The organism is Methylobacterium sp. FF17 (assembly GCF_025813715.1).
Classification (GTDB): domain Bacteria; phylum Pseudomonadota; class Alphaproteobacteria; order Rhizobiales; family Beijerinckiaceae; genus Methylobacterium; species Methylobacterium flocculans.
In genome coordinates this window covers 4,680,726-4,704,296 of the sequence record NZ_CP107532.1, presented here as the reverse complement: position 1 = coordinate 4,704,296, position 23,571 = coordinate 4,680,726, and the positions used below count along the sequence as shown (strand labels likewise).

At 73.4% G+C, this 23,571-nt stretch carries 20 protein-coding genes; 9 read left to right on the top strand and 11 right to left on the bottom strand.

Features of this window, described 5'->3' with window-relative positions:
* The first annotated feature begins 43 nt into the window (after positions 1-43).
* Both OF380_RS22530 and OF380_RS22525 read left to right on the top strand, forming a co-directional pair.
* Positions 44-1,024, top strand: coding sequence for a DMT family transporter (locus OF380_RS22530; protein ID WP_264047783.1), 981 nt, complete (start codon positions 44-46; stop codon positions 1,022-1,024).
* Positions 1,025-1,077: 53 nt separating this feature from the next.
* Positions 1,078-1,599, top strand: a complete 522-nt coding sequence (locus tag OF380_RS22525; RefSeq protein ID WP_264047781.1) for a GNAT family N-acetyltransferase — start codon at positions 1,078-1,080, stop codon at positions 1,597-1,599.
* Positions 1,600-2,084: 485 nt separating this feature from the next.
* Here the strand turns inward: OF380_RS22525 and trmFO are convergent, their stop codons facing one another.
* The 3 genes from trmFO to OF380_RS22510 all read right to left on the bottom strand — a co-directional run bounded on the left by trmFO (position 2,085) and on the right by OF380_RS22510 (position 6,010).
* Positions 2,085-3,503, bottom strand: a complete 1,419-nt coding sequence (trmFO, locus tag OF380_RS22520; protein ID WP_264047780.1) for a methylenetetrahydrofolate--tRNA-(uracil(54)-C(5))-methyltransferase (FADH(2)-oxidizing) TrmFO — start codon at positions 3,501-3,503, stop codon at positions 2,085-2,087.
* 45 nt (positions 3,504-3,548) lie between these two features.
* A complete protein-coding gene (locus OF380_RS22515) occupies positions 3,549-4,523 on the bottom strand; it encodes a S1C family serine protease (RefSeq protein ID WP_264047779.1) in 975 nt (324 codons plus the stop codon).
* Between the two features lie 83 nt (positions 4,524-4,606).
* The gene (locus OF380_RS22510) at positions 4,607-6,010 is read right to left on the bottom strand and encodes an FAD-binding oxidoreductase (RefSeq protein ID WP_264047777.1); all 1,404 of its coding nucleotides are present in this window, start codon (positions 6,008-6,010) and stop codon (positions 4,607-4,609) included.
* Positions 6,011-6,287: 277 nt separating this feature from the next.
* Between OF380_RS22510 and serA the strand changes: the two genes are divergently transcribed.
* The 3 genes from serA to OF380_RS22495 all read left to right on the top strand — a co-directional run bounded on the left by serA (position 6,288) and on the right by OF380_RS22495 (position 8,979).
* Positions 6,288-7,535: a phosphoglycerate dehydrogenase gene (gene serA, locus OF380_RS22505; RefSeq protein ID WP_264047775.1), complete on the top strand. Its 1,248-nt coding sequence runs from the start codon at positions 6,288-6,290 to the stop codon at positions 7,533-7,535.
* Positions 7,536-7,672: 137 nt separating this feature from the next.
* Positions 7,673-8,269, top strand: coding sequence for a sigma-70 family RNA polymerase sigma factor (locus tag OF380_RS22500; protein ID WP_404810494.1), 597 nt, complete (start codon positions 7,673-7,675; stop codon positions 8,267-8,269).
* A complete protein-coding gene (locus OF380_RS22495) occupies positions 8,266-8,979 on the top strand; it encodes an anti-sigma factor (RefSeq protein ID WP_264047773.1) in 714 nt (237 codons plus the stop codon). The genes OF380_RS22500 and OF380_RS22495 overlap by 4 nt, the downstream gene beginning before the upstream one ends.
* Positions 8,980-9,028: 49 nt before the next feature.
* Here OF380_RS22495 and OF380_RS22490 read toward each other — a convergent pair whose 3' ends face one another.
* The 7 genes from OF380_RS22490 to OF380_RS22460 all read right to left on the bottom strand — a co-directional run bounded on the left by OF380_RS22490 (position 9,029) and on the right by OF380_RS22460 (position 18,783).
* Complete coding sequence (locus OF380_RS22490; protein ID WP_264047771.1) at positions 9,029-11,260, bottom strand: xanthine dehydrogenase family protein molybdopterin-binding subunit; 2,232 nt, start codon at positions 11,258-11,260, stop codon at positions 9,029-9,031.
* Complete coding sequence (locus OF380_RS22485) at positions 11,253-12,317, bottom strand: FAD binding domain-containing protein (RefSeq protein WP_264047769.1); 1,065 nt, start codon at positions 12,315-12,317, stop codon at positions 11,253-11,255. The genes OF380_RS22490 and OF380_RS22485 overlap by 8 nt, the downstream gene beginning before the upstream one ends.
* Entirely contained in the window at positions 12,314-12,832 is a 519-nt protein-coding gene (locus tag OF380_RS22480) for a (2Fe-2S)-binding protein (RefSeq protein ID WP_264047767.1), read from the bottom strand. The genes OF380_RS22485 and OF380_RS22480 overlap by 4 nt, the downstream gene beginning before the upstream one ends.
* 76 nt (positions 12,833-12,908) lie before the next feature.
* The gene (gene copM / locus OF380_RS22475) at positions 12,909-13,343 is read right to left on the bottom strand and encodes a CopM family metallochaperone (RefSeq protein ID WP_264047765.1); all 435 of its coding nucleotides are present in this window, start codon (positions 13,341-13,343) and stop codon (positions 12,909-12,911) included.
* 24 nt (positions 13,344-13,367) lie between these two features.
* Positions 13,368-16,499, bottom strand: a complete 3,132-nt coding sequence (locus OF380_RS22470; protein WP_264047763.1) for an efflux RND transporter permease subunit — start codon at positions 16,497-16,499, stop codon at positions 13,368-13,370.
* A 7-nt stretch (positions 16,500-16,506) separates the two neighbouring features.
* Entirely contained in the window at positions 16,507-18,237 is a 1,731-nt protein-coding gene (locus OF380_RS22465) for an efflux RND transporter periplasmic adaptor subunit (protein WP_264047761.1), read from the bottom strand.
* A 93-nt stretch (positions 18,238-18,330) separates the two neighbouring features.
* A complete protein-coding gene (locus tag OF380_RS22460; protein ID WP_264047759.1) occupies positions 18,331-18,783 on the bottom strand; it encodes a hypothetical protein in 453 nt (150 codons plus the stop codon).
* Between the two features lie 196 nt (positions 18,784-18,979).
* Here OF380_RS22460 and cobF point away from each other — a divergent pair, with 196 nt between their 5' ends.
* Positions 18,980-19,741 carry a precorrin-6A synthase (deacetylating) gene (gene cobF / locus OF380_RS22455; RefSeq protein WP_264047756.1) on the top strand — a complete coding sequence of 254 codons (762 nt, stop codon included), beginning with the start codon at positions 18,980-18,982 and terminating at the stop codon, positions 19,739-19,741.
* Between the two features lie 36 nt (positions 19,742-19,777).
* Here cobF and OF380_RS22450 read toward each other — a convergent pair whose 3' ends face one another.
* Complete coding sequence (locus OF380_RS22450) at positions 19,778-20,359, bottom strand: PAS domain-containing protein (RefSeq protein ID WP_264047754.1); 582 nt, start codon at positions 20,357-20,359, stop codon at positions 19,778-19,780.
* 340 nt (positions 20,360-20,699) lie between these two features.
* Here OF380_RS22450 and OF380_RS22445 point away from each other — a divergent pair, with 340 nt between their 5' ends.
* From OF380_RS22445 to OF380_RS22435, 3 genes are all read left to right on the top strand, one after another.
* Positions 20,700-21,338, top strand: coding sequence for a ParA family protein (locus OF380_RS22445; protein ID WP_264047753.1), 639 nt, complete (start codon positions 20,700-20,702; stop codon positions 21,336-21,338).
* Positions 21,322-21,636 (top strand): ribbon-helix-helix domain-containing protein, encoded by a 315-nt coding sequence (locus tag OF380_RS22440; protein WP_264047751.1) that lies wholly within the window; start codon positions 21,322-21,324, stop codon positions 21,634-21,636. The genes OF380_RS22445 and OF380_RS22440 overlap by 17 nt, the downstream gene beginning before the upstream one ends.
* Positions 21,637-22,001: 365 nt before the next feature.
* Positions 22,002-23,495, top strand: coding sequence for a septal ring lytic transglycosylase RlpA family protein (locus tag OF380_RS22435; protein WP_264047749.1), 1,494 nt, complete (start codon positions 22,002-22,004; stop codon positions 23,493-23,495).
* The last annotated feature ends 76 nt before the right edge of the window (positions 23,496-23,571 follow it).

The window sequence follows — 23,571 nt, the reverse complement described above, 5'->3', positions numbered from 1 at the left end:
CCGCGGCGCTATCGGGGGGGCCGGGAGCATCGGGAGGCGGATCATGCGGAGCGGAACGGCGGGGTGGGGCAGCGGCCTCGTGGGCGTCCTCATCTTCAGCGCCTCGCTGCCGGCCACGCGGGTGGCGGTGACGGGGTTCGCGCCGCTCTTCCTCACGGCCGCCCGGGCGGTGATCGCCGCCGTGCTCGGCGCCGCCCTGCTGGCGCTCCTGCGCCAGCCCCGGCCGGGGCGCGACGACCTCGGCGCCCTGGCCCTGGTGGCGCTCGGCGTGGTGCTGGGCTTTCCGCTGCTCACCGCCCTGGCGCTGCAGCACGTCACCGCCGCGCATTCGGTGGTGTTCGTCGGGATCCTGCCCCTCGCCACCGCGCTGTTCGGCGTCCTGCGCGGGGGCGAGCGCCCGAGGCCCGCCTTCTGGCTGTTCTCCCTCGTGGGCGCGGCCGCCGTGGCGGGGTTCGCCCTCGTGCAGGGCGGGGGCGGCTCCGTCGCGGGCGATCTCCTGATGACGGCGGCCATCCTGCTCTGCGGCCTCGGCTATGCCGAGGGGGCGGTGCTGTCGCGCCGTCTCGGAGGCTGGCAGGTCATCTCCTGGTCGCTCCTCCTGGCCCTGCCGGTGATGGCCGTCATGGCCCTGGCGAGCTGGCCCGAGACCTGGCCCGAGACCTGGCCCGAGACCTGGCCCGAGACCTGGCCCGAGACCTGGCCCGAGACCTGGCCCGAGACCTGGCCCGAGACGTGGCCCGAGACTTGGCCGGGAATCCGGCCCGAGACCGGGGGCCGCATCGGCTGGCCGGCCTGGGCTGGCCTCGCCTACGTCTCGGTGTTCAGCATGCTGGTCGGCTTCGTGTTCTGGTATCGCGGACTGGCGCTGGGCGGCATCGCGGGCGTGGGCCAGCTGCAATTGCTGCAGCCGTTCCTGGGGCTGGCGCTCGCGGGCTGGCTCCTCGGCGAGCCCGTCGCCCCCTCCATGCTGGCGGTGACCGGGCTGGTCGTCCTCTGCGTGGCGGGCGCCAAGCGGTTCGCCTGAACCCGCCATCGCACACGGATCCCGCGGCGCGGATATGGTAGGCTCGCGGGGCCATGTTCAATCTCGCCTCGCGCTACACCCTCGCCAAGCTGCCCCCCGTCGAGACCGCGCGCCTGCGTCTGAACCGGCTGGAGCCGGCGGATGCCGAGGCCGTGCGGGCGCTCACCGACGATCCGGCGATCACCGGGGCGGTGGACTTCCTGCCCGATCCCTTCACGTTGGCGAACGCGCGCCAGCTCATCGGCCCGGCCAAGGTGACGAAGGACTGCTTCCTCGGGGCCAAGCGCCCCGACGGCACCCTCGTGGCCATCCTCGGCCTGCACCTGCGCGGAGACCAGGCGGTGGAGGTGGGCTACTGGGTCGGCGGCGCCGCGCGCGGGCAGGGCTACGGCAGCGAAGCGGTCTCGGCCGCCCTCGGCCTGCTGCGCCAGCGCTTCCCCCACCGCTTCATCGTCGCCGAGTGCCGCCCCGAGAACGCAGCCTCGGTGGGGCTGCTCAAGAAGGTCGGGTTCCGTGACACCGGCGACGAGGGCCACCGGCCAGGCCGGCGGATCTTCACGTACGAGCCGGGCTGACCGCGACCCAACGGTTGATTGAAGCGGCTCGGCTATTTCGGCTCCCGTGGGCGTCACGTCGTGGCTGAGGGCCGGAATCGAAGATACATCGCGAGGCGGTTCAACGCGCCTGTGAAATTGCTCGCGACACGCTGCAACGCCCTCTCGATCGCAACCTTCGGAGCTGCTTGCATGGTCCGGCCGGTGCAGGGACAGGCCGGTTTCCGCAAAGATGGCCATACGGCCATTCGTTTCATGCGGAGCGAGGATTGAATCCCATCACGCTCACCCTGCCAATCGCCGCCGTCGCGTCTCGACCTTCCACCCGCGACTGAGCGTTGCACGCGCCCGTCGTTGCGCCTCGTGTCCGCAGACGGAACGGACAGGGAGCGGGAATGGACGCTTTCGCGTCGGAGGCATTCCCCCGAAAGACCCATGACGTTCCAGGCCCCGGCTGGGGCCGGCCCATCACGAGGCCGGCACCCACAAGCGGACGCAGGCCCCCGCTACTCCGCCGCGATCTGCGCCGGGCCGATCCCCATCCAGCCCGCGAGATCGGCCCGCGCCCGGTCGGTCAGGGCCTTCTTCTTGGCGACCGCCTTCTCGGGGCCCTTCAGGCGCCGGCCGCCCTCGCCCTTCACGGCATGGTCGAGGGGCGGGAACAGGCCGAAATTCACGTTCATCGGCTGGAACGAGCGCGGCGCACCGGCATCCTCGGCCGCGATGTGGCCGCCGGTGATGTGGCCGATCAGCGCGCCCAGCGCCGTGGTGGCCGGGAGCGGCGCCAGCGTCTCCCCGCGCGCTTCCGCCACGGCGAAGCGGCCGGCCATCAGGCCGATGGCGGCGCTCTCGACATAGCCCTCGCAGCCGGTGATCTGGCCGGCGAAGCGCAAGCTGGGCCGCGCCTTCAGCCGCAGGGTCGCGTCGAGGAGGCGGGGGCTGTCGAGGTAGGTGTTGCGGTGCAGGCCGCCGAGCCGCGCGAACTCGGCGTTCTCGAGGCCGGGAATGGTGCGGAACACCCGGACCTGCTCGGAATAGGTCAGCTTCGTCTGGAATCCGACCATGTTGTAGAGGGTGCCGAGCGCGTTGTCCTGGCGCAGCTGCACGATGGCGCAGGCCTTCACGGTGGGGTCGTGCGGGTTGGTCAGGCCCACCGGCTTCATGGGTCCGTGGCGCAGGGTCTCGGGGCCGCGCTCGGCCATGACCTCGATGGGCAGGCAACCGTCGAAGTAGGGGGTCGAGGCCTCCCACTCCTTGAAGCCGATCTTGTCGCCGCCGATCAGCGCCTGGATGAAGGCGTCGTACTGCTCCCGGTTCATCGGGCAGTTGATGTAGTCGGCCCCCGTGCCGCCGGGCCCGACCTTGTCGTAGCGCGACTGGAACCAGGCCTTGCCCATGTCGATGGAATCGCGGTGCACGATCGGCGCGATCGCGTCGAAGAAGGCGAGGGCATCCGCCCCCGTCAGCGCCCGGATGGCCTGCGCCAGGGACGGGGCGGTCAGCGGCCCCGTCGCGATGATGGTGGAGCCCCAGGCCTCGGGGGGCAGGCCCTCGACCTCCTCCCGCGCGATCGCGATGCGCGGATGCGCCTCGATCGCGGCGGTGACGGCCTTGGCGAAGCCCTCGCGGTCGACCGCCAGCGCCCCGCCGGCTGGGACCTGATGCGCGTCGGCCGCGCGCAGGATCAGCGAACCCAGGGTGCGCATCTCCTGGTGCAGCAGCCCGACGGCGTTGCCGTTGGCGTCGTCCGACCGGAACGAGTTCGAGCAGACGAGCTCGGCGAAATCGCCGCCGTGATGCGCCTCCGTGCCGCGCACCGGGCGCATCTCGTGGAGGATCACGGAATGGCCGGCCTCGGCGACCTGCCAGGCGGCTTCCGACCCGGCGAGGCCGCCGCCGACGATGTGGATGGGACTGTCCGTCATCGCCCTGAAATAAACCCGGCCGGTCCTTCGATCAATGGAGGGCGGTCAATGGAGAGGTGGCCCGACGAGGAAGCGCTCGCGGTCGGAGGAGGTCAGGGAGAGCTTGAGCGGCTTGCCGTCGCGCTGGATGGTCAGCGGCACCCGCACCCCGGCCTCGCCGAGCGCCCAGACCTGCCGGAAGAACCCGGCGAGATCCGCCACCGGCTCGCCCGCCACCGCCACGATGACGTCGCCCGGGCGCAGGTCCGCCGCCTCGGCGGGGCCGTCATCGGCCAGGCCCATCACCACCACGGCCTCCTCGCCGTCGCTGGCATAGAGGCCGAGCCAGGGGCGCACGGGCCGGTCGACCCGGCCGCGCGTGGTCAGGTCCTCGAGGATCGGCGGCAGCAGGTCGATCGGCACGATCATGTTGATGGTCTTCGGGCCCTCCGGGCCGCCCTGCTGAAGCTGCAGGGAGCCGATGCCGAGGAGCGACCCGTCCGGGCCGATCAGCGCGGCCCCGCCCCAGTGCGGGTGCGAGGGGGCGGTGAACAGGGCCTCGTCGAGGACGTATTCCCAGTAGCCGGCGAATTCCTGGCGGGCGACGATCTCCACGGCGAGGCTGCGCGCCCGGCCGCCGACCCCCGCCATCACGGCCCGGTCGCCGATGCGCACGGGCCCCGAGCGCCCGAGCTTCAGCGGCTTCACCTTGAGGTCGCCGAGGGCCTGGACGAGGCCGAACCCCGTCACCGCGTCGAACCCGACCACGTGGCCGGGCACCGAGCGCCCGTCATGGGTCGTGAGCCAGACGGAATCCGCCTCCGTCACGAGGTAGCCGATGGTCAGCACGAGCCCGTCCTCGCCGATCACGACGCCGTTGCCCGCCCGCTCCGTGCCGAGGGTCTCGGCGGTGAAGGCTTCGGGGGGCACCCGCGTCGAGAGCGCCACGATGGCGGTGAGCGCCGCCTCGAGGTCGTAGCCGTAATCGGCGGCCCGGGGCTGCGCGGATGCGGGGATCTTCCAGTCTCCGGGCGAGGCCATGCCAGCGTCCTTCCTGCCGTCGTGTCGCGTGTCACCCCGGAGATAGGACGCCGGCTCGGATTTCGACAGTCTCGGGGGTCCGATCAGGCTCCCGGGCGCAGAACCTTGCCGGGGTTGAGCAGGCCCTGCGGGTCGAGGGCGTGCTTGATGCGGCGGGCCAGCGCCATCTCCTCCGGCCGGCGGTGGCGCACGAGTTCGTCGACCCGGTACTGGCCGATGCCGTGCTCGGCCGAGATGCTGCCGCCGAAGCGCGCCACCGCGTCGTGGACGAGGCGGTTGATGGCCTCCGGGTCGTGCTCGGGCCCGATCAGCACGTTGTAGTGGATGTTGCCGTCGCCCATGTGGCCGAAGGTGTTGGGCCGGGTGCCGGGCGCGCCGGCGGCGAGGGCCTCGTCCGCCGCCGCCAGGAAGCCGGGGATCGCCGGGATCGGCACGGAGACGTCGTGCTTGACGCTCTTGCCCGCGCGGGCCTCGGCCTCGGTGATGTGCTCGCGCAGCGCCCAGAGGGCCGCCGCCTGCTGGCCCGACTCGGCGAGCACGCCGTCCACGGCGTCGCCTCGCTCCAGGACCTCGCCGAGCAGCGTCTCCACCGCCTCGCGCAGGCCGTCGAGGCTCGAGCCCGCCTCCATCAGCACGGTCCAGTCCGCCGCGCCGATGGGACTGGCGAGCCCCGCATGCTCGGCCACCAGGGCGAGGGACGCGCCCGCGATCAGCTCGAAGGCCTGGATGGTGTCGCCGAGGGCGTCCTGCGCCGCCTTCAGGAGGCGCAGGGCCGCGTCCGGGTCGGGCACCGCGAGGAGCGCCGTGGCGGTGTGGCGCGGGCGCGGCACGAGGCGCAGGATGGCGGCGGTGACGACGCCCAGCGTCCCCTCGCTGCCGATGAAGAGCTGCTTCCAGTCGTAGCCCGCATTGTCCTTGCGCAGGGCCCGCAGGCCGTCGACGACGGTGCCGTCGGCCAGCACCACCTCGAGCCCGAGGACGAGGTTGCGGGTCATGCCGTAGCGCAGGACGTTGATGCCGCCCGCGTTGGTGGCGATGATGCCGCCGAGCATGGCCGAGCCCTCCGCCGCGAGGCTGACGGGCAGGAGGCGGCCTTCCGCCTCCGCCGCGTCCTGGGCCACCTTGAGGATGCAGCCGGCCTCGGCCTCCAGGGTCAGGCCGAGGGGGTCGACCCGGCGGATCGCATTCATGCGGGCGAGCGACAGCACGACCTGGCCCCCGGAGGCGTCGGGGGTTGCGCCCCCCGCAAGGCCGGTATGTCCGCCCTGGGGCACCACCGCGACTCCGGCCGCGTGGCAGGCCGCCAGCACAGCGGAGACCTCGGCGGTGGAGGCCGGGCGCGCCACCGCCAGCGGCCGGCCCGGGAACAGGCGGCGCCAATCCACCGCGTAGGGGGCGAGATCCGCCTCCGCCGTGAGCAGGCCGCCCCGGCCGAGGCGGGAGTCCAGCCGGCCGAGAAGGTCGGCCCGCGCGGTGGTCTGGCTCATCGGAATGGTCCTCGTGCTCGGGGCTCGGGGCGGGGTCGGGGACCCGGGGCAAAGCTGGGCCCGGCATTTCGGGGCCGGCGGCCGGGGTCAAGGGGGCGGCCTGACAAACCCCGCCGATGCTCAAGGCCGGGCCTTGACCGTTCCGGCGAACTGGCCTCTCACACCCCCCATTCGGGGGCGCGCCATGCCCGGCCGCGCGGTCCGTGACGGGCCCGGCGCCCCTGTCGCCCCCAGGGGCGCGCCATCCAAGTACGCGCCATTCAAGAAGAAGACATCCATGGCCGAACGACTCTCCTTCCCGAAGGACAAGATCCGCGTCCTGCTGCTCGAAGGCATCAACGACAGCGCCGCCGACCTCTTCGCGGCCGCCGGCTACACCAACGTCGTGCGGGTGGCCAAGGCCCTGGACCGCGAGGCCCTGCACGAGGCGCTCAAGGGCACGCACATCCTCGGCATCCGCTCGCGCACGCAGCTCGACGCGGCCGCCCTGGCGGCCGGCGAGCGCCTGCTCGCGGTGGGCTGCTTCTCGGTGGGCACCAACCAGGTCGACCTCGAGGCCGCGCGGCACCGCGGCATCCCGGTCTTCAACGCGCCCTACTCGAACACCCGCTCGGTGGCCGAACTCGTCATCGGCGAGATCGTGATGCTGCTGCGCCGGATCGTGCCGCGCTCGGTGGGCGCGCATGCGGGCGAATGGGACAAGTCGGCCACGGGCTCGCAGGAGGTGCGCGGCAAGACGCTGGGCATCGTCGGCTACGGCAATATCGGCTCGCAGCTCTCGACGCTGGCCGAGGCGATGGGCATGCGGGTGGTCTATTACGACCAGACCGACAAGCTGCGCCACGGCAACACCGAGCCCACCGACACCCTGGAGGCCCTGCTCGCCCAGAGCGACGTGGTCTCGCTGCACGTGCCGGAGACGCCCGAGACCCACAACATGATCGGGCAGGCCGAGATCCGGGCGATGAAGCCCGGCGCCTTCCTCATCAACAACGCGCGCGGCACCGTGGTGGACCTCGACGCCCTGGCATCCGCGCTGCGCGACGGCCACCTGCGGGGCGCCGCCGTCGACGTGTTCCCGGTGGAGCCCGGCTCCAACCAGGAGCGCTTCGTCAGCCCGCTCCAGGGCCTGCCGAACGTGATCCTGACGCCGCATATCGGCGGCTCCACCGAGGAGGCGCAGGAGCGCATCGGCTCCGAGGTGGCGCGCAAGCTCGTGGATTACTCCGACATCGGCTCCACGGTGGGCACCGTGAACTTCCCGCAGGTGCAGCTGCCCGCGCGTCCCACCGGCACCCGCCTCATCCACGTCCAGCGCAACATCCCGGGCATGCTGGGCCGCCTCAACGAGGCCTTCGCGCGGCGCGGGGTGAACATCGCCGCGCAGTTCTACCAGACGGACGGCGAGGTCGGTTACGTGGTGGTGGAGACCGACGTGACCGATGCCGATGCCGAGACGCTGCTGGAGGAGATCCGGGCGCTCGACGGCACGATCCGGGCCCGCCTGCTCTACGAGCGCCGCTGAGTTGGGCCGCTCCTCGGGCCGGTATCCGCAGCGATCGCGCGCGATCCGGTGGCGCGGCGGCTCGGCCTCGACTAACCTGAGTTGAGACCCGCCACCGGGCCCCGAGCCGGCCCGCGCGCAGAGAGGAAGCCCAACCGTTGCGTGCCAGCCCTCAGCTCGGCGGTCCCCCGGCCGACGATCCCGCGCGCACCGACGCCGCCCTGGCGGGGCTGATCGCGCGGATCGCCCGGCGCGATCAGGCCGCCCTGCGGGCGTTGTACGACCGGACGGGGCCGAAACTTTTCGGCGTGATCCTGCGTATCCAGGCGGATCGCAGCCTGGCCGAGGATGTGCTGCAGGACGTTTACCTGCGTGTCTGGCAGAACGCCGCGTCCTACAGCCCGGAGGCCGGTCGGCCGCTGGCCTGGCTCTGTACCATCGCGCGCAACCGCGCGATCGACGGGGTGCGGCGGCGCAGCGAGATCCAGGGGCCGGCGACCGAGGACGGGGAGGATTGGGTGGAGCGGCTGGCCGACCCACATGACAGCGCGGGCGCGATCCTCGACAGCCACGCGCTCCGGGCCTGCCTCGGCCGGCTGGAGGCCCTGCATCGCGACTGCATCGTGCTGGCCTATTGCGAGGGCCGGTCCCGCGAGGACCTGGCCCAGCGCTACGACCGGCCGGTGAGCACCATCAAGACCTGGCTGCATCGCGGTCTCGCCTCCCTGCGCGGCTGTCTGGACGGTGCCGCATGACCCCGGATCCGAACGAGCGCGACCTGCGGCTGGCCGAGTACGTGCTCGGCACCCTGTCGCCGTCCGAGCGGGCGGCGGTGGACCTCGAACTCGCGGTGGACCCCGCCGCCCGCGCCGCGCGGGACGCCTGGGAACGCCGCCTGGCACCCCTCGCCCTCGCCGCCCCCGAGGTCCAGCCGGGTCCCGGCGTGTGGCCGGCCATCGCCCGAGCCGTCGCCCCTCCGGCGGGCGCCGGCCACCCGGCCGCGGCGAACGACGACCACGTCGGCGCGCTCCACCGCTCCCTGCGGCGCTGGCGCCTCGCCGCCGGCACGGCGGCCGTCCTGGCCGCGGGGCTCGCCCTGTTCATCGCGGCCGGCCCGCGGCCGGCGACGAACGGGGAGGGCCGCTACCTCGCCGTGGTCAGCAGCGGCGGCGAGGCGCCGGCGCTCCTCGTCAGCATCGACACCCGGGCCGGCACCGCGCGGGTGCGCCCCGTGGGCGCCCAGGCCCCGGCGGGACGCAGCCTCGAACTCTGGTATGTCGGCGCCGGCGAGGCCCCCAGGACCCTCGGCCTCGTCGGGGCGGGGGCGCGGGGCCTGACCCTGCCGGCGCAGGGCGACGCGCTCGCCGCCGGCACCTTCGCGGTCTCCGTCGAGCCGGAGGGCGGCTCGCCCACCGGCCAGCCCACCGGGCCGGTGGTGTATTCGGGCAAGCTGATCCGCGAATAGGGCGGTGGCCGGAGGCTCCCGTCTCCGCCCCGTTGGAGCGGAGACGGGGTCACCCCAGCAGGCGGTCGAGGGTGATCGGGATGTCGCGCACGCGGATCCCGGTCGCGTGCCAGACCGCGTTGGCGATGGCCCCGGCGGTGCCGGTGATGCCGATCTCGCCGACCCCCTTGATCCCGAGGGGGTTCACGTGCGGGTCGTGCTCCTCCACCAGGATCGCCTCCAGCGACGGCACGTCGGCGTTCACCGGGATGTGGTACTCGGCGAGGTTGGCGTTCATCACCCGGCCCGAGCGCGGGTCGAGCACCGCGTGCTCGTGCAGCGCCAGGGACACGCCCCAGATCATGCCGCCGTAATACTGGCTGCGCACGAGGTGCGGGTTGACGATCCGCCCGGCCGCGAAGGCGCCCACCAGCCGCGTCACCCGGATCTGGCCGAGATCGGGATCGACCTTCACCTCCGCGTAGACCGCCCCGTGCGCGTGCATCGCATAGGCCTTTCGCGAGGCGGGGTCGCCCGCGCCCTGGCCCTTCGCCTCCACCGAGGCCTTGCCGGCGCGGGCGAGGATCTCGGAAAACGATTCCGAGCGGGCGGGGTCGTCGTTGCGGGCGAGGCGTCCGTCGAGGGCGGTGACGCCGGCATTGCCGGCGCCGTAGAGGGGCGAAGCGGGATCGTTGACCGCCAGCTCCGCGAGCTCGGCGATCGCGGCCTGCGCGGCGTTGTGGACCGCGGTGCCGCCGGTGGCGGTGCCGGTGGAACCGCCGGCGAGCCCGCCGTTCGGCAGGTCCGAATCGCCGATGCGCAGCTCCACCTGGGCCAGGGGGAGGCCGAGCCCGTCGGCGCCGATCTGCGCCAGCACGGTCCAGGCGCCCTGGCCCATGTCCTGGGCGGCGGTCTCGATCAGGGCGGTGCCGTCGGCCCGGATCGTGGCGCGGGCCTCGCCCTGCATCATCCCGGCCGGGTAGGTGGCGGTGCCGAGCCCCCAGCCCACGAGGAGCCCGTCGGCGTCGCGCATCTGGCGCGGCTGCCTCGGGCGGGCGGCCCAGCCGAAGCGCTCCGCCCCTTGCGCGTAGCATTCCCGCAGAGCCTTGGAGGAGAACGGCCGGTGGCTGATCGGCTCCACCTCGGCGTAGTTGCGCAGGCGGATCTCCAGGGGGTCGAGGTCGAGCTCCAGGGCCAGTTCGTCGAGGGCGCTCTCCACCGCGACGCTGCCCGAGGCCTCGCCCGGCGCGCGCATGAAGATCGGCGTGCCGATATCGGCCCGCGAGACCGCGTGCGTGGTGGCGATCGCGCCGGCCGCGTAGAGGTGGCGCGAGAGGATGCCGGAGGGCTCGACGAAGTCGTCGTGCCGGCTCGTCAGGGTCAGGGTGTGGTGGTCGAGGGCGGTGAGGGTGCCGTCCCGGGCGGCGCCGAGCGTCAGGGTCTGGCGGGTGGCGGCGCGGTGGCCCACGGGGCCGAACATCTGCTCGCGCCGGGTCACCAGCTTGACCGGACGCCCGACGAATCGGGCCGCCATGATCCCGAGGATCTGGGGCGAGGCGATGAAGCCCTTCGAGCCGAAGCCGCCGCCGAGATAGGGGCAGATCACGCGGATGTTCTCCGGCGGGATCCCGAACAGACCGGCGAGCCGGCCCTTCGCGATCCAGAGCGCCTGGGTCGGCGTGTGGAGCGTCAGGCGGTCGCCGTCCCACTCGGCCACGCTGGAATGCGGCTCCAGGGCGTTGTGGTACTGCGCGGCCGTGTCGTAGGTCGCCTCCATCCGGGTCTCGGCGGCCGCCATGCCGGCGCCGACATCGCCCGAGCCCTCGTCGGTGGCCGAACCCGCCCCGATGGTCTCGGGGCAGAACACCTCGCCCGCCCCGAGGGCGACGCTGACGGCCTGCGATTCGTAGCGGGGTGCCAGCAGGGCCGCGCCCTCGGTGGCGGCCTCCAGCGTCTCGGCGATCACCACCGCGATGGGCTGGTTGGCGTAGCGCACGCCGTCGTTCTGCAGGAGGTCGAGGCGGAACGCGAAGGGATTGTCCTTCAGGTCCGGGGACTTGGCGAGGGTGGGGGCGTTCTCCGGGGTCATCACGGCGATCACGCCGGGATGCGCCTGGGCCGCCGCCACGTCGAGATGGGTGACCCGGCCGCGGGCAATCGAACTCACCGCCATCACGGCGTGGGCCAGGCCCTCGGGCCTGACATCCGCGCTGTAGCGGGCCGCGCCCGTGATCTTGGCATGGCCGTCGCGCCGGGTGAGCGGCTGGCCGATGGAGGCGCCGTGGCGCTGACGCTCAGGCATGCACAGGGGCTCCGGCCGAGGGGAGGGGGGCGAAGGGGCTCGCAGGCAGCGCGGGGACGAGGGCCGGGGTGCCGGCGGCGGCCAGGGTCAGGGCGCGCACCACGAGGCGGCGGGCGAGCTCGATCTTGTGGGCGTTGTCGCCGGACGGCGTCGCCTCCGCGAGCGCGGCCTGCGCGGCTCTGGCGAAGGTCTCGGGCGTCGGCGCGGCGCCGGCGAGCAGGTGTTCCGCCTCCCGGGCCCGCCACGGCTTCAGGGCGACGCTACCCAGCGCGATGCGGGCTTCGGCGATCCGGTCCCCCTCCATTCGCAGACCCACGGCCGCCGAGACCACCGCGAAGGCGTAGGACGTGCGCTCGCGCACCTTGAGGTAGCGGCTGTGGCCGGCGAAGCCTTCCGCGTCGGCCGGCAGCGTCACGGCGACGATGAGGTCGCCCGGCTCCAGCACGGTCTCGCGCTCCGGGTGGTCGCCGGGCAGGCGGTGGAACGCCTCCAGCGGCACGGAGCGCGCGCCGGCCGGCCACGCGATCTCCACGCTGGCGTCGAGGGCGGCGAGCGGCACGCAGAAATCGGAGGGGTGGGTGGCGATGCAGTGCTGGCTCCAGCCGAGGATCGCGTGGCCGCGGGTGACGCCGCCGCGCGCCTCGCAGCCCGCGCCGGGGTCGCGCTTGTTGCAGGCGCTGGCGGTGTCGTAAAAGTATTGGCAGCGGGTCCGCTGCAGCACGTTGCCGGCGGTGGTGGCGACGTTGCGCAACTGGCCGGAGGCGCCCGAGAGCAGCGCTTCGGCGAGCGCCGGATAGCGCTTGGCGATGACGGGATCGTGCGCCAGCGCTGCGTTGCGCACCAGGGCGCCGATGCGCGTCGTGCCGTCGGCCAGACGCTCGATCCGGTCGAGGCCGGGCAGGCGGGTGATGTCCACGAGGGCGTCGGGCCGGGTGACACCGCCCTTCATCAGGTCGAGGAGGTTGGTGCCGGCGGCGAGGTAGGCCGCGCCCGGCCGGGCGGCGGCCGCCACCGCCTCGGCGACGCTGGCGGGGCGGATGTAGTCGAAGGCCTTCATGCCGCATCCTCCGCGATCTGGCGGCCGGGCAGCACGTCGGCGCCGGTCATCGCCCCGTGGGCGGCGAGCACGGCCTGCGTGATCCCCGCATAGGCGCCGCAGCGGCAGAGATTGCCGCTCATGCCCTCGCGCACCCGCTCCGGGTCGCCCCCGGTCTGGCCCTCCCGGATCAGCCCGACGGCGCTGAGGATCTGGCCCGGGGTGCAGAAGCCGCACTGGAAGCCGTCATGCTCCAGGAAGGCGGCCTGGACCGGGTGCAGGGCGTCGTTCTCGGCCAGCCCTTCGATGGTGGTGATCGCCGCGCCATCGTAGCTCACGGCCAGCGCCAGGCAGGCATTCAGCCGCACGCCGTCCACCAGGATGGTGCAGGCGCCGCACTGGCCGCGGTCGCAGCCCTTCTTGGCCCCGGTGAGGTCGAGGCGCTCGCGCAGCAGGTCGAGGAGGGTGACGCGCGCATCCTCCAGGACGAGGCTGCGCGCCACGCCGTTCACAGTCAGCGAGATGGGGAAGCTCATGCCGGGGCGGCTCCGCGATGCCTGTCTGGAACCGGTCCAGATAGCGCCGCCGCCCACCCCGACCAGGGGCGGCGCCTCAGCGCGCGGTCGCGGCCTTCGGCGCCGCCTCCTTCCGCTTCAGGATCGCCCGCAACTGCGCGATTTCGGTTTCCTGCGCCTTGACGATGGTCTCGGCGAGCGCCCGGACCTCCGGGTCCTTCGAATATTGCAGGGCGATGCGGGCCATGGCGATGGCGCCGTCGTGGTGCGGGATCATGCCGGCGGCGAAGTCGCGGTCGACGTCGCCGGAATAGCGGATCTCCATGTCGCCGTGCATGCGCATGGCGGCTTCCTCGAACGCCTTGGTGGAGGGGGTGGGCGCCCCGGCCTTCGCGGGCCCCTCATGCGTGTGGCCCGGCGTGCCGTGGCCGTGATCGTGCCCGTCCCCGTCGCGGTGGTCCTCGTGGGCCGGGGCGGCGCCCGTCAGGGCGAGGAGCGCGAGGGCGGCCAGCAGGTGTGTCGCGGTCTTCATGGGGTGATCTCCGTTCGCGGAAGGTCAGAAGAGGGCAGGGGCGGGGGCGCCCGTCGCAGGGGCCGGCTCGGGCGCCCGCGCCGCCTGGAGGCGGGCGAAGGCGTCCCGGCCGAAGCGCAGGACGAGGACGGGGGTGAGCGCCGCGTCGAGGAGGGTGGCGCTGAACAGGCCGCCGAAGATCGTCACGGCGACGGGGTGGAGGATCTCCTTGCCGGGCGCGGTGCCGTCCACCAGCAGCGGCACCAGGGCGATGCCGGCGGCGAGTGCCGTCATCAGTACCGGCACCAGACGCTCGTTGCTGGCCCGCAGCACCAGGGCCGGTCCGAAGGGCAGGTCCTCGTTGAGACCGAGGTTCAGGATGTGGCTGATCTTCAGGATGCCGTTGCGCGCGACGATGCCGGTGAGCGTGACGAAGCCGATCATCGAGGCGACCGAGAGGGGCAGCCCCGCGATGAAGAGCGCCGCGACGCTGCCGATCAGCGCCAGCGGCACGTTGCCCATGACGATCAGCGCCAGCACCCCGGAGCGGTAGCGGCTCGCCAGCAGGGCGAAGACCAGGGTCAGCGAGACGAGGCTGAGGAGTCCGATGGTGCGGGTCGCCTCCCCTTGCGCCTGGAACGCGCCCTCCAGGCTGGCGGTGATGCCCTGGGGCAGGGTGGTCCGCGCGAGCGTCTCGGCGATGGCGGCGGCCACGGCCGAGCCGTCCGCCCCCGCCCCGGTATTGGCCTGGACGACGAGCCGGCGCCGGCCGTTCTCGCGCAGGATCTGGTTGGGGCCGTCGCGCTCGGCGATGTCGGCCAGCGCATGGGCCGGCACCCAGCCGGTGGGCGTCTCGATGAGGAGGTCGCGCAAGGCCGCCACCGAGCGGCCGGATTCGGGCAGGCGCAGGGTGACGTCGTAGCGGCGCAGGCCGTCGACGAGCGTCGAGACCACCCGGCCGTTGGCCAGCCGGCTCACCGCCTCCACCACGGCGCCGGGGGCGATGCCGTAGAGGGCGGCCCGGCCGGAATCGACCCGGACCTCGAGCTGCGGAATGCGGACCTGCTTCTCGATGGCGAGATCCGCGATGCCGGGGATCTTCTCGAACTCCGTCTTCAGGGCTTCGGCCGTGCGGCGCAGGCCGTCGAGGTCCTCGCCGAACAGCTTGAGGGCGATCTCGGCGCGCACGCCCGAGAGCATGTGGTCGAGGCGGTGGGAGATCGGCTGGCCGATATTCACCGCGACCGGCAGCACCCCGAGGCGGGCCCGTAAGGCAGCCACGATGGCCTCGCGCGGCCGCCCACTCGCCTTCATGCCGATCTCCAGATCGGTGGAGTGAACGCCCTCGGCATGCTCGTCGAGCTCGGCCCGGCCGGTGCGGCGCCCGACCCGGTCCACCTCCGGGATGTCGAGAACCAGCCCCTCCGCGATGGCGCCGATCCGGCTCGATTCGGCGAGCGAGATGCCCGGCGTGAAGGCGAGGTTGACGGTGAACGAGCCCTCGTTGAACTGCGGCAGGAAGGCCCGGGGCAGCCCGGTGGCGGCGCAGGCCGCGACCCCGACGCCGAGCACCGCCGCCGCCATCACGCCGCGCTGGTGCCCGAAGGCGAAGGCCACGAGCCGGGTGTTGCCGGATTTCAGCCCCCGGATCAGACGGCCCTCCGGCGCCTCCAGGCCTTTTAGTCCGGGCAGCAGCCAGGAGGCGAGCGCCGGCGTCAGGGTGAGCGAGACGAGAAGGCTCGACAGGATCGCGATGATGTAGGCTTGGCCGAGCGGCGCGAAGAGCCGGCCCTCGATGCCCGAGAGCGCGAAGAGCGGCACGAAGACGAGGCAGATGATCACCGTGGCGTAGACGATGCCGGAGCGGACCTCGTTGGAGGCCGCCACGATTACCGGGAAGGACGAGCGCGGCGACCCCTCCTGTCGGTTCTCGCGCAGGCGCCGCAGGATGTTCTCCACGTCCACCACCGCGTCGTCCACGAGCTCGCCGATGGCGATGGCGAGGCCCCCCAGGGTCATCGTGTTGATGGAGAGGCCGAGGGCTGAGAAGATCGCCGCCGTGGCGAGGATCGAGACCGGGATCGCGGTGAGCGAGATCAGGGTGGTGCGCGCGTTCATCAGGAAGGCGAACAGCACCACCGCCACCACGGCGACCGCCTCCAGCAGCACGGTCACGACGTTGCGCAGCGACGTCTCGATGAAATCCGCCTGCCGGAACAGGATTTTTTGTGCCGCGATGCCCGGCGGCAGGCTGGGGCCGAGGTCGGCGAGCGCCGCCTCCACGGTCTGCGTCAGCCGCACCGTGTCGACGCCCGGCTGCTTCTCCACCGAGACGATCACGGCGGGCTGGCCCATGTAGCCGCCGTCGCCGCGCCGGGGCCGGGGCGCGAAATCCACCTCCGCCACCTGGCGCAGGTAGACCGGCCCCGCGGCCGTGCCGACCACGAGGTTGCGCAGGTCGTCGAGGTCGATGGTCCGGCCGATGGCGCGGATCAGCACCTCGCGGGCGCCCGCGTCGGTGAAGCCGCCGCCCGCATTGGTGCCGAAGCCCTCCAGCGCCTGGGTCAGGCTGGCATGGGTGACGCCCAGCGCCCGCATGGCGGCGGGGTTCGGGGCGACCCGGAACTGGCGCACCTCCCCGCCGATGGGGATGACCTGGGCGACGCCGGGAATCGCCAGCAGGCGCGGGCGGATGGTGAAGTCGGCGGCCTCGCGCACCTGCATCGGCGTCGCGGTCTCGGAGGTCACCGCCACCAGCAGGATGCCGCCCATGATGGACGAGACCGGGCCCATCTGGGGCATCACGTTGGCGGGGAGTTCGGTGCGGGCGAGCGCCAGGCGCTCGGCCACGAACTGGCGGGCCCGGTAGAGGTCGGCCTCCCAGGCGAATTCCACGGTGACGATGGAGAGGCCGATGCCCGAGACCGAGCGCACGCGGGTGACGCCGGGCAGGCCGTTCATCCGGGTCTCGATCGGGTAGGTGACGCGCTGCTCCACCTCCGGGGGCGCGAGCCCCTCGGCCTCCGTCATCACCGTGACGGTGGGGCGGTTGAGGTCGGGCAGCACGTCGACCGGCAGGCGGGTCAGGGCGAGGAGGCCCGTGAGCACCAGGGCGGCGGCGAGCGCCAGGACGAGCAGGCGGTTGCGCAGGGACTGCGCGACGATCGCTTCGAACATCGGGGCCTCAGCGGATCTGATCGAGGAGTTCGGCGCCCTGGATCACGACGCGGCGCCCGGCCGCGATCCCGTCATCCACCAGCATCCGGTCGGCATCGAGGGGCGCCACCCGCACCGGGCGGCCGAGGAAGCGCTCGGCGCTGACGTGCTCGTAGACGAGGCTGCCGCCCTCCGCCCGCACGATGCCGGAGCGCGCCAGGGGCAGGCCGGGGCGGGCGTCGCCGACGGGGGCCAGCACGGTGACGAACTGGCCGAGCCGCAGGCCCTTCGTGTCTCCCTCCACCGCGAACTGGACCGGGACCGCCTGGTTGCGGTCGGCGAGCCCCGTACCGCGATAGGCGAGCTGCAGGGTGCCGCCGTCGCCCAGCCGCGCGGTGGCCCGGCTGCCCTCGGCCAGGGCCTCGAAGCTCAGGGCCTCGACCCAGAGCTTGCCCGGATCGACGATGCGGTAGACCACCGTGCCGGGGGCCGCCATGGCGCCCGCCACGGCGTTGGCCTCGGCGACGACCCCGTCCACCGGGGCGACCAGGGCTTCGGGCTCGCGCCGGACGGCGTCGAGGGCGGCGCGGCGGTCCCTGAGGCCGCCGAGTTCCGAGCGGGCATCGTCGAGCTGGGTCTGCGCCACCGCGCCGGTGGTGGAGAGCCGCGCGAAGCGGTCGACCCGGCGCTCCAGGATGGCGATCTGCTGGTCGAGCTCGCCCTGGCGCTGGCGCATGTCGGAGACGTCCACCGCCTGGACCGGCGGCGTCACGCTGGCGAGCACGTCGCCGCGCTTCACCCGCGTGCCGAGGCGGGGAAAGCCGCTCTCGGGGGGCGACAGGCGCCCGCCGACGGAGGATTGCACCACGCCGCTGGCATTCGGGTCGGGGATGATCCGTCCGGGCAATTCGGTGCTGCGGGTGACGGAGGCCTGCGCCGTCAGGCCGGTGCGGATTGCCAGCAGGCGCTGCAGCGATTTCGGCACGAAGACCGAGCCGTCGGGCAGGCGGCGCGCCCGCTCCATCAGGGGACCGGCGGTGAGGGCGGCCGGGGTGAGGGCGGGGTCCTTCGCGTCGGCGCCATGGCCCTCGTGCGCGAGGGCCGCGCCGCCGAGCACCAGGGTCGCGCCGAGCGCGAGGAGGAGGGCGAGCACCTGGCCCGTGCGCCGCCGGCGCGCCAGGGCGAAGGCGCCGAGCCCCATCAGGAAGCCCCCCGCCGCGAGGGCGGCCGGGTTCTGCCGGGCGAGGCGGTCGGCCAGCGCCCGGGCCGTCGTGGCGGGGCCGGAATCCGACGGGCCGGCGTCCGGAGCTTCCAGCGGGGCGGGCAGGTGCAGGTCGAGGGTGAGGATGTCGGTGCGGCCCTCGGCCGAGACGCCGACGACGAGCTCATGGTGGTCGTCCGCCGCCAGCCAGGGGGCCGCGAGGCGGTAGGTGCCGGGCGCCGTCTCGGCGGCCTTGCGCCGGCCCTCCGGGGTCTTCATGGCGACGGTCGCTCCCGTGACCGGGGCGTTGGTGACGAAGGCGTCGAGGTAGAGCACGAGGTCGCCCCCCGCCGGCCGCGCGACGAGTTCGAAGCGCTCGGAGACGGCCTCCGCGCGGGGCGCCGTCGCGGCCGGGACGGGGGCCGCCTCCGCCCCGTGGTCGTGGCCCTCATGGGCGAAGGCCGCCCCGGACAGGAGGGGCAGGGCGGGGGCGCAGAGGAGCGCGAGGGTGAGGAGGCGGGCGAGCGCGCGCAGCGCGGCCGCGACGGAACGGGGCATGGACCAGGATTCTTTCGCCGGAGAGCACGGAGCGGCGTCCCGGCCTCGGGACCCCGTCGGGGATCTCGAGCGCCTCGGGGACGCAGGGCAGCGTCAGGCGAGGAATCTGGGTGGTTCGGAGAGGGCTTCCGGGACGACGTCCGTCCGGGCGGGGAGGGCGCGCGCCAGGGCGCGGTCACCGGGACCGCGCGGTCCGGTGGCGTCGGGGCCGTCCGGGGCGAGCCCGGCCCCGGTGCAGCAGGAGCCGGGGCCGCGGCAGCCGCCGTTGCAGCAGGTGCCGTCGCAGGCGCCGCTGCTCAGCGCTCTGACCGGCGCGGCCGCCAGCACGACCGCTCGGATCGCCGCGTCGGGAAGACCCATGCGCATGTCCGCCGAGCGCATGTCTGCCGAGGCGGACGGGGCGGAAGCGGCGGAAAGGGCAGGGGCAGCCGGAGCGGCGGCGGGCGCATGGCCGGCATGGGCCTGGGCTCCGGACGGCATGAGGCCGACGGCGATCAGGAGGATCACCGCCGCGAGCCAGAGTGCCATGTGCCGGACGCGCGTCATGTCGGATGCAAGGTTAGCATACCCGAAGGGGCGGCGACAGGCCGCTTTTGACGGGCGGCGTGCCGGCGGACACCCCGGCACGCCCTAAGGGGCTGGCAATGCACGGGGTTTCTGCGCGCGGCCGGTTCCCCTTCCCCGCCGCATGCTCTAAGCGGGCGGCGGGGGATGCCTCTCGGGGGGCGGAGGACGGCGCGCGATGAGAACACTCCTGGTGATCGGGATCGGCACCGGCAATCCCGAGCACATGACGATCCAGGCCATCCGCGCCCTCAACACCGTCGACGTGGTCTTCGCCCTCGACAAGGGCCGCGAGAAGGCCGACCTCGTGGAACTGCGCCGGGCGATCTGCGCCCGCTACCTCACGGACAAGCCCTACCGCTTCGTGGAGGCGCAGGACCCCGAGCGGGACCGGAGCCCGTCCGATTACGGCGCCACCGTGGAGGCCTGGCACGCGGCGCGCGCCGCCCTCTACGAGGCGATGATCGCGGGCGAGCTCGGCCCCCAGGATTGCGGCGCCATCCTGGTCTGGGGCGACCCCTCCCTGTACGACAGCACCCTGCGGATCCTCGACCGCATCCGGGCACGCGGCCGCCTGGCCCTGGAGGTCCGGGTGATCCCGGGCATCACCAGCGTGCAGGCGCTGGCGGCCGGCCACCGCATCCCCCTCAACCGCATTGGCGCGCCCATCACCATCACCACCGGCCGGCAGGTCGCCGGCGGCCTGCCCGAGGGGGCCGACACCACCGTGGTGATGCTCGACGGGCAACCGCGCTTCGACCACCTCGACCCCGACCTGACGATCTACTGGGGCGCCTTCCTCGGCAGCGCCGACGAGATCCTGATCGCGGGCCGCCTCGGCGACGTCGCGGCCGAGATCGGCGCGGTCCGCGAGGCCGCCCGCACCCGCCACGGCTGGATCATGGACACCTACCTCCTGCGCGGACCGGGGCCGGATTGATCAGGGCGCCCGCGCCAGCGAGGCTCCGAGCGTCGCTCAGTGCCGCTGCCCGTCCGGCGCGGACCGGAGGTGGCGCGCGAGTTCGGCGCCGATCTCCAGCATGAGGTGATCGAGGAGGCGGCTCAGGCCGGGGCGTTCGAGGTCGTCGGCGAGGCCCCGCAGGGCGATGGCGTGCTCGGCCATCCGGTTCACAACGTGCTGGTCCTGGGGGCCGCCGGCCCGATCCTCGCTGAGGTCGAGGACGATCCCCCGCCCCCGCGTCGTCCGCCCCGTGGCATCGCCCTCGAAGCGCCCGCGCAGGTCGAGCCAGCGCGGGACGGGGGCGGTGCGGAAGGCCACCGCGAAGCCGCCGCCCCGCGCCATGGCCGCGTGGAGCGCGTTCTCGACGCGGGCCCGGTCGTCCCCGTGGATCGCGGCGAGGAGGGCGGCGAGGGGCACGCCGCGCGTGCCCTCCTCCGGGGTGAGCCCCAGGGCCAGGGCCAGGGGCACGGAGACGACCAGGCGATCGGCCCAGATGTCGTGCAGCCAGACGCCGACGACGCCCGAGGCCGCCAGGGCGGCGCACAGGCCGCCGATTCCGTCGGCAAGGTCCGGATCGGGGGACGAATGTCGCGTCATTGGCGTCCGCGATAAGCTCGATGGCGAATGGGAAGGGTGACTTGAGGTTTATTCTTGGGGCGGGAAGGGTAGCCCATGCACCCAACCCTAGAGCGTATTGAACGAGGCGGAAAGGCCGCCCGGTCCATGCGGGCTGAGATTTGATCAACCTGAGATTGGCTTTACGGGACGCGCGGATCGGCGTGGGCTTAACCGTTGGTTAACCATGATCGGCGACATCCGGGATCGCAGCATCCTTGGGTCACAGGACGCGGGCCAGCGCCTCGCGTCCCCGGCGATCCGGGCCTGTCCGCCAACCCTCTCCACCCGGATACGTCGACGCTCGCGAAGGGATGCCAGGATGAAAGCCATCACGTTCGTCACCCAGAAGGGGGGGAGCGGCAAGAGCACGCTCTGCATCTCGCTGGCCGTGGCCGCCCAGGAGCGCGGGCTCTCGGTCTGCATCCTCGAGATGGATCGCCAGGCCACGATCAGCGACTGGCTCGACCACCGCACCGCCGAGGGCCCTGAGGTGGCGCAGATCGACGCGACGCAGATCGAGGGCGTGATGGCCCAGCTGCGCGAGTCGGCCTACGACTACGTCTTCATCGACACGCCCGGCGTCGACTCGGCCGGCACCCTCTCGGCGATCCGCGCCGCCGACCTCTGCGTCATCCCGTGCCGCCCGACCCCGGCGGACCTGCGCGCCTTCAAGCCGACGTTGGCAGCGATCTACCGGCTGGAGAAGAAGTTCGCCTTCGTGCTGAACCAGACGCCCCCGCGCTCCTACCGCATCCGCGACGCCGCCGACGGCCTCGCCGTCCTCGGCATCCTGCCCGACGTCAACATCGTCGCCCGCACGGACCACCAGGACGCCATCGGCGTCGGCCAGGGTGTGACCGAGTTCAACCCGAAGGGCCAGGCCGCCCAGGAGGTGCGCCGGCTCTGGGGCTGGATCGAGAAGCGCATGCAGGTGAGCAAGCATGCCAAAGCCGCCTAAGCTGAGTCTCGCTTCCATCGTGGCCGCCGCCGTCCCTCCGGGCAAACCCCAGCAGACCGCCGAGATCGTCCAGCTCGGCACCGCCGGCCCCCCGCCCCGGCGCGGCAACGCGACCCTGAAGGAGCGGGCCCGGCAAATGTCGGTCTATCTCGAGCCGCCGGTCTACGATCAGCTGCGCGACCTCGCCCATGCCGAGCGCGCCAAGATGCACGGCCTGATGCTGGAAGCCCTCGACCTGCTGTTCAAGCAGCGCGGCGCCCGCTCCATCGACCAGCTCAACGAGCCCGACGGCCGCTAAGTCGAAGTTTCGTGAAATCCCGAGCCCCGGCAAGCCTTTGCCGGGGTTTTTTGTCTTTTCGGATGACGTGTCCGGCTGTGTCCGGACGCCGTGTCCCGGCGCGGGGGCAAACCGGGTAATTCCATTTCAGCGCAGTGACCTGCGGGCGGTTCCGAATTCTTTTAGTTCGGTAGGGTCCGGCGGGCGGGCCGCGGCCGGCCCGGCATCGTTCAGGCTTCCTTTACGCCGTCCGGACAATTCTAGCCGCTCGGACGCGGCGCCCGGCGCCACGGTCCGAGGGCCCGGCCGGTCCTGCTCTTGTCCGCCGGTGGGCCGATCCAGCGTGTTCAGCGTATTGGGGCAAGGGCTTGGGGCGGATCATCGCGATGGCGCGTACGACGAAGGCCGGACATCCGGGGCCGGCCCCGCTGCCGCTCTGGCGGCTGCTGGCCGTCTCGGCGGTGGCCCTCACCACCGCGAACTGCGCGCAGAACGCCCAGAAACTCGCCGCCGGCTCCGGCGGCGGCTCGGGCATCGATCCGAAATACGGCGTCAAGGCGAGCCCGCGCCTCTACAACGAGGGCGACGTCATCCCCAAGGGCGGCGGACGCCGCTTCTCCGGCAAGCCCTACGTGGTGGCGGGGCGCACCTACGTGCCGCGCGAGGATGCCAAGGGCTACGTCCGCGAGGGGCTGGCCTCCTGGTACGGCGCGGCCTTCCACGGACGCATGACCGCCAACGGCGAGGTCTTCGACCGGCAATCCATCGCCGCCGCCCACCCGACCCTGCCGCTGCCGAGCTATGCCCGGGTCACCAACCTGTCCAACGGCCGCTCGATGATCGTGCGGGTGAACGATCGCGGCCCCTACCACGCCAACCGCCTGATGGACGTCTCCGAGGAGGTGGCCGAGGCCCTGGAATTCCGCCGCAGCGGCACCGCGCGGGTCCGCGTCGAGTATGCGGGCAAGGCCTCCACCGCCGGCAGCGACGATCGCAAGCTCCTCGCCACCCTGCGCACCGACGGCCAGCCCGCCAGCATCCGGGGGCAGTCGCCCGTGATGATGGCCGATCTCGGCCCCGACGCGCCGCAGGTGTCCTCCGAGCGCCTCGCCCGGGCCAGCCGCCCGGCGCTCGCCTTCAAGCAGGCCGGCGAGGACGAATCCGCCGGGTCGGCCGAGGTCCCCGAGACGGCCCCGGCCCCACGCCCGGTCCGGCCCGCGCCGGTCCTCGTGGCGGGGGCCGCCACCGTGGCCGTCCCGGCCGCCGTGCAGCCGACGGCGCTGCGCGGCGAAGGGTTCCGGCCCGTGCGGCACGCCCCTTCCGAATCCCATCCCGCCGTGGCGCAGGCTGCGCCGCGCGCCGCCCCGCTCGGCCTCGCGCCCCCGCCCCTGCGCCTGGCCGGAGCCCGGCCGGACACGGTGCGGGCCGAGGCCGGCGCGAGCCGCTTCGCCGCCCTGCCCACGACCGGCAAGGCTTCGCCGACGTCCGGCAAGGCCGTGTCCATGGCCGGCAAGGATTCGCCCCTCTCAGGCAAGCCCGTGCCGGCGTCCCATCGGATGGCCTCGGCGTCCGACCGGATCGCCCCGTCATCCGAGAAGCCCGCGCTGCCGGTCCGGACCGCGGGCGGCGCCCGTCCGGCCACGGCGGGCGCGGTCGCGCCGCTGCACGCCGCCGCGAAGCCCGCTCCGGCCCGGCTCGCCGCGCCGAAGGCGCCGCCGGTGCAGGTCGCCTCCGGCAAGGCCGAGCCCGCCGCCAAGACACTTGCAGCCAAGACACCTGCCGCCAAGGCGTCCGCCGCCAAACCTTCGCCCGCCGCCAAGCCCGCCCTCCTCGCGAAGGCGCCGGCCCACGCCCGCGCTCGCTTCGCCGAAGCCCGCTGAGGGCGAAATCCCGCTCAAGGGGGCGGGCCGATCCCGCCGGCCGGTGCCGCGGGCGGATCGTCGCGCGTGCGGCCTC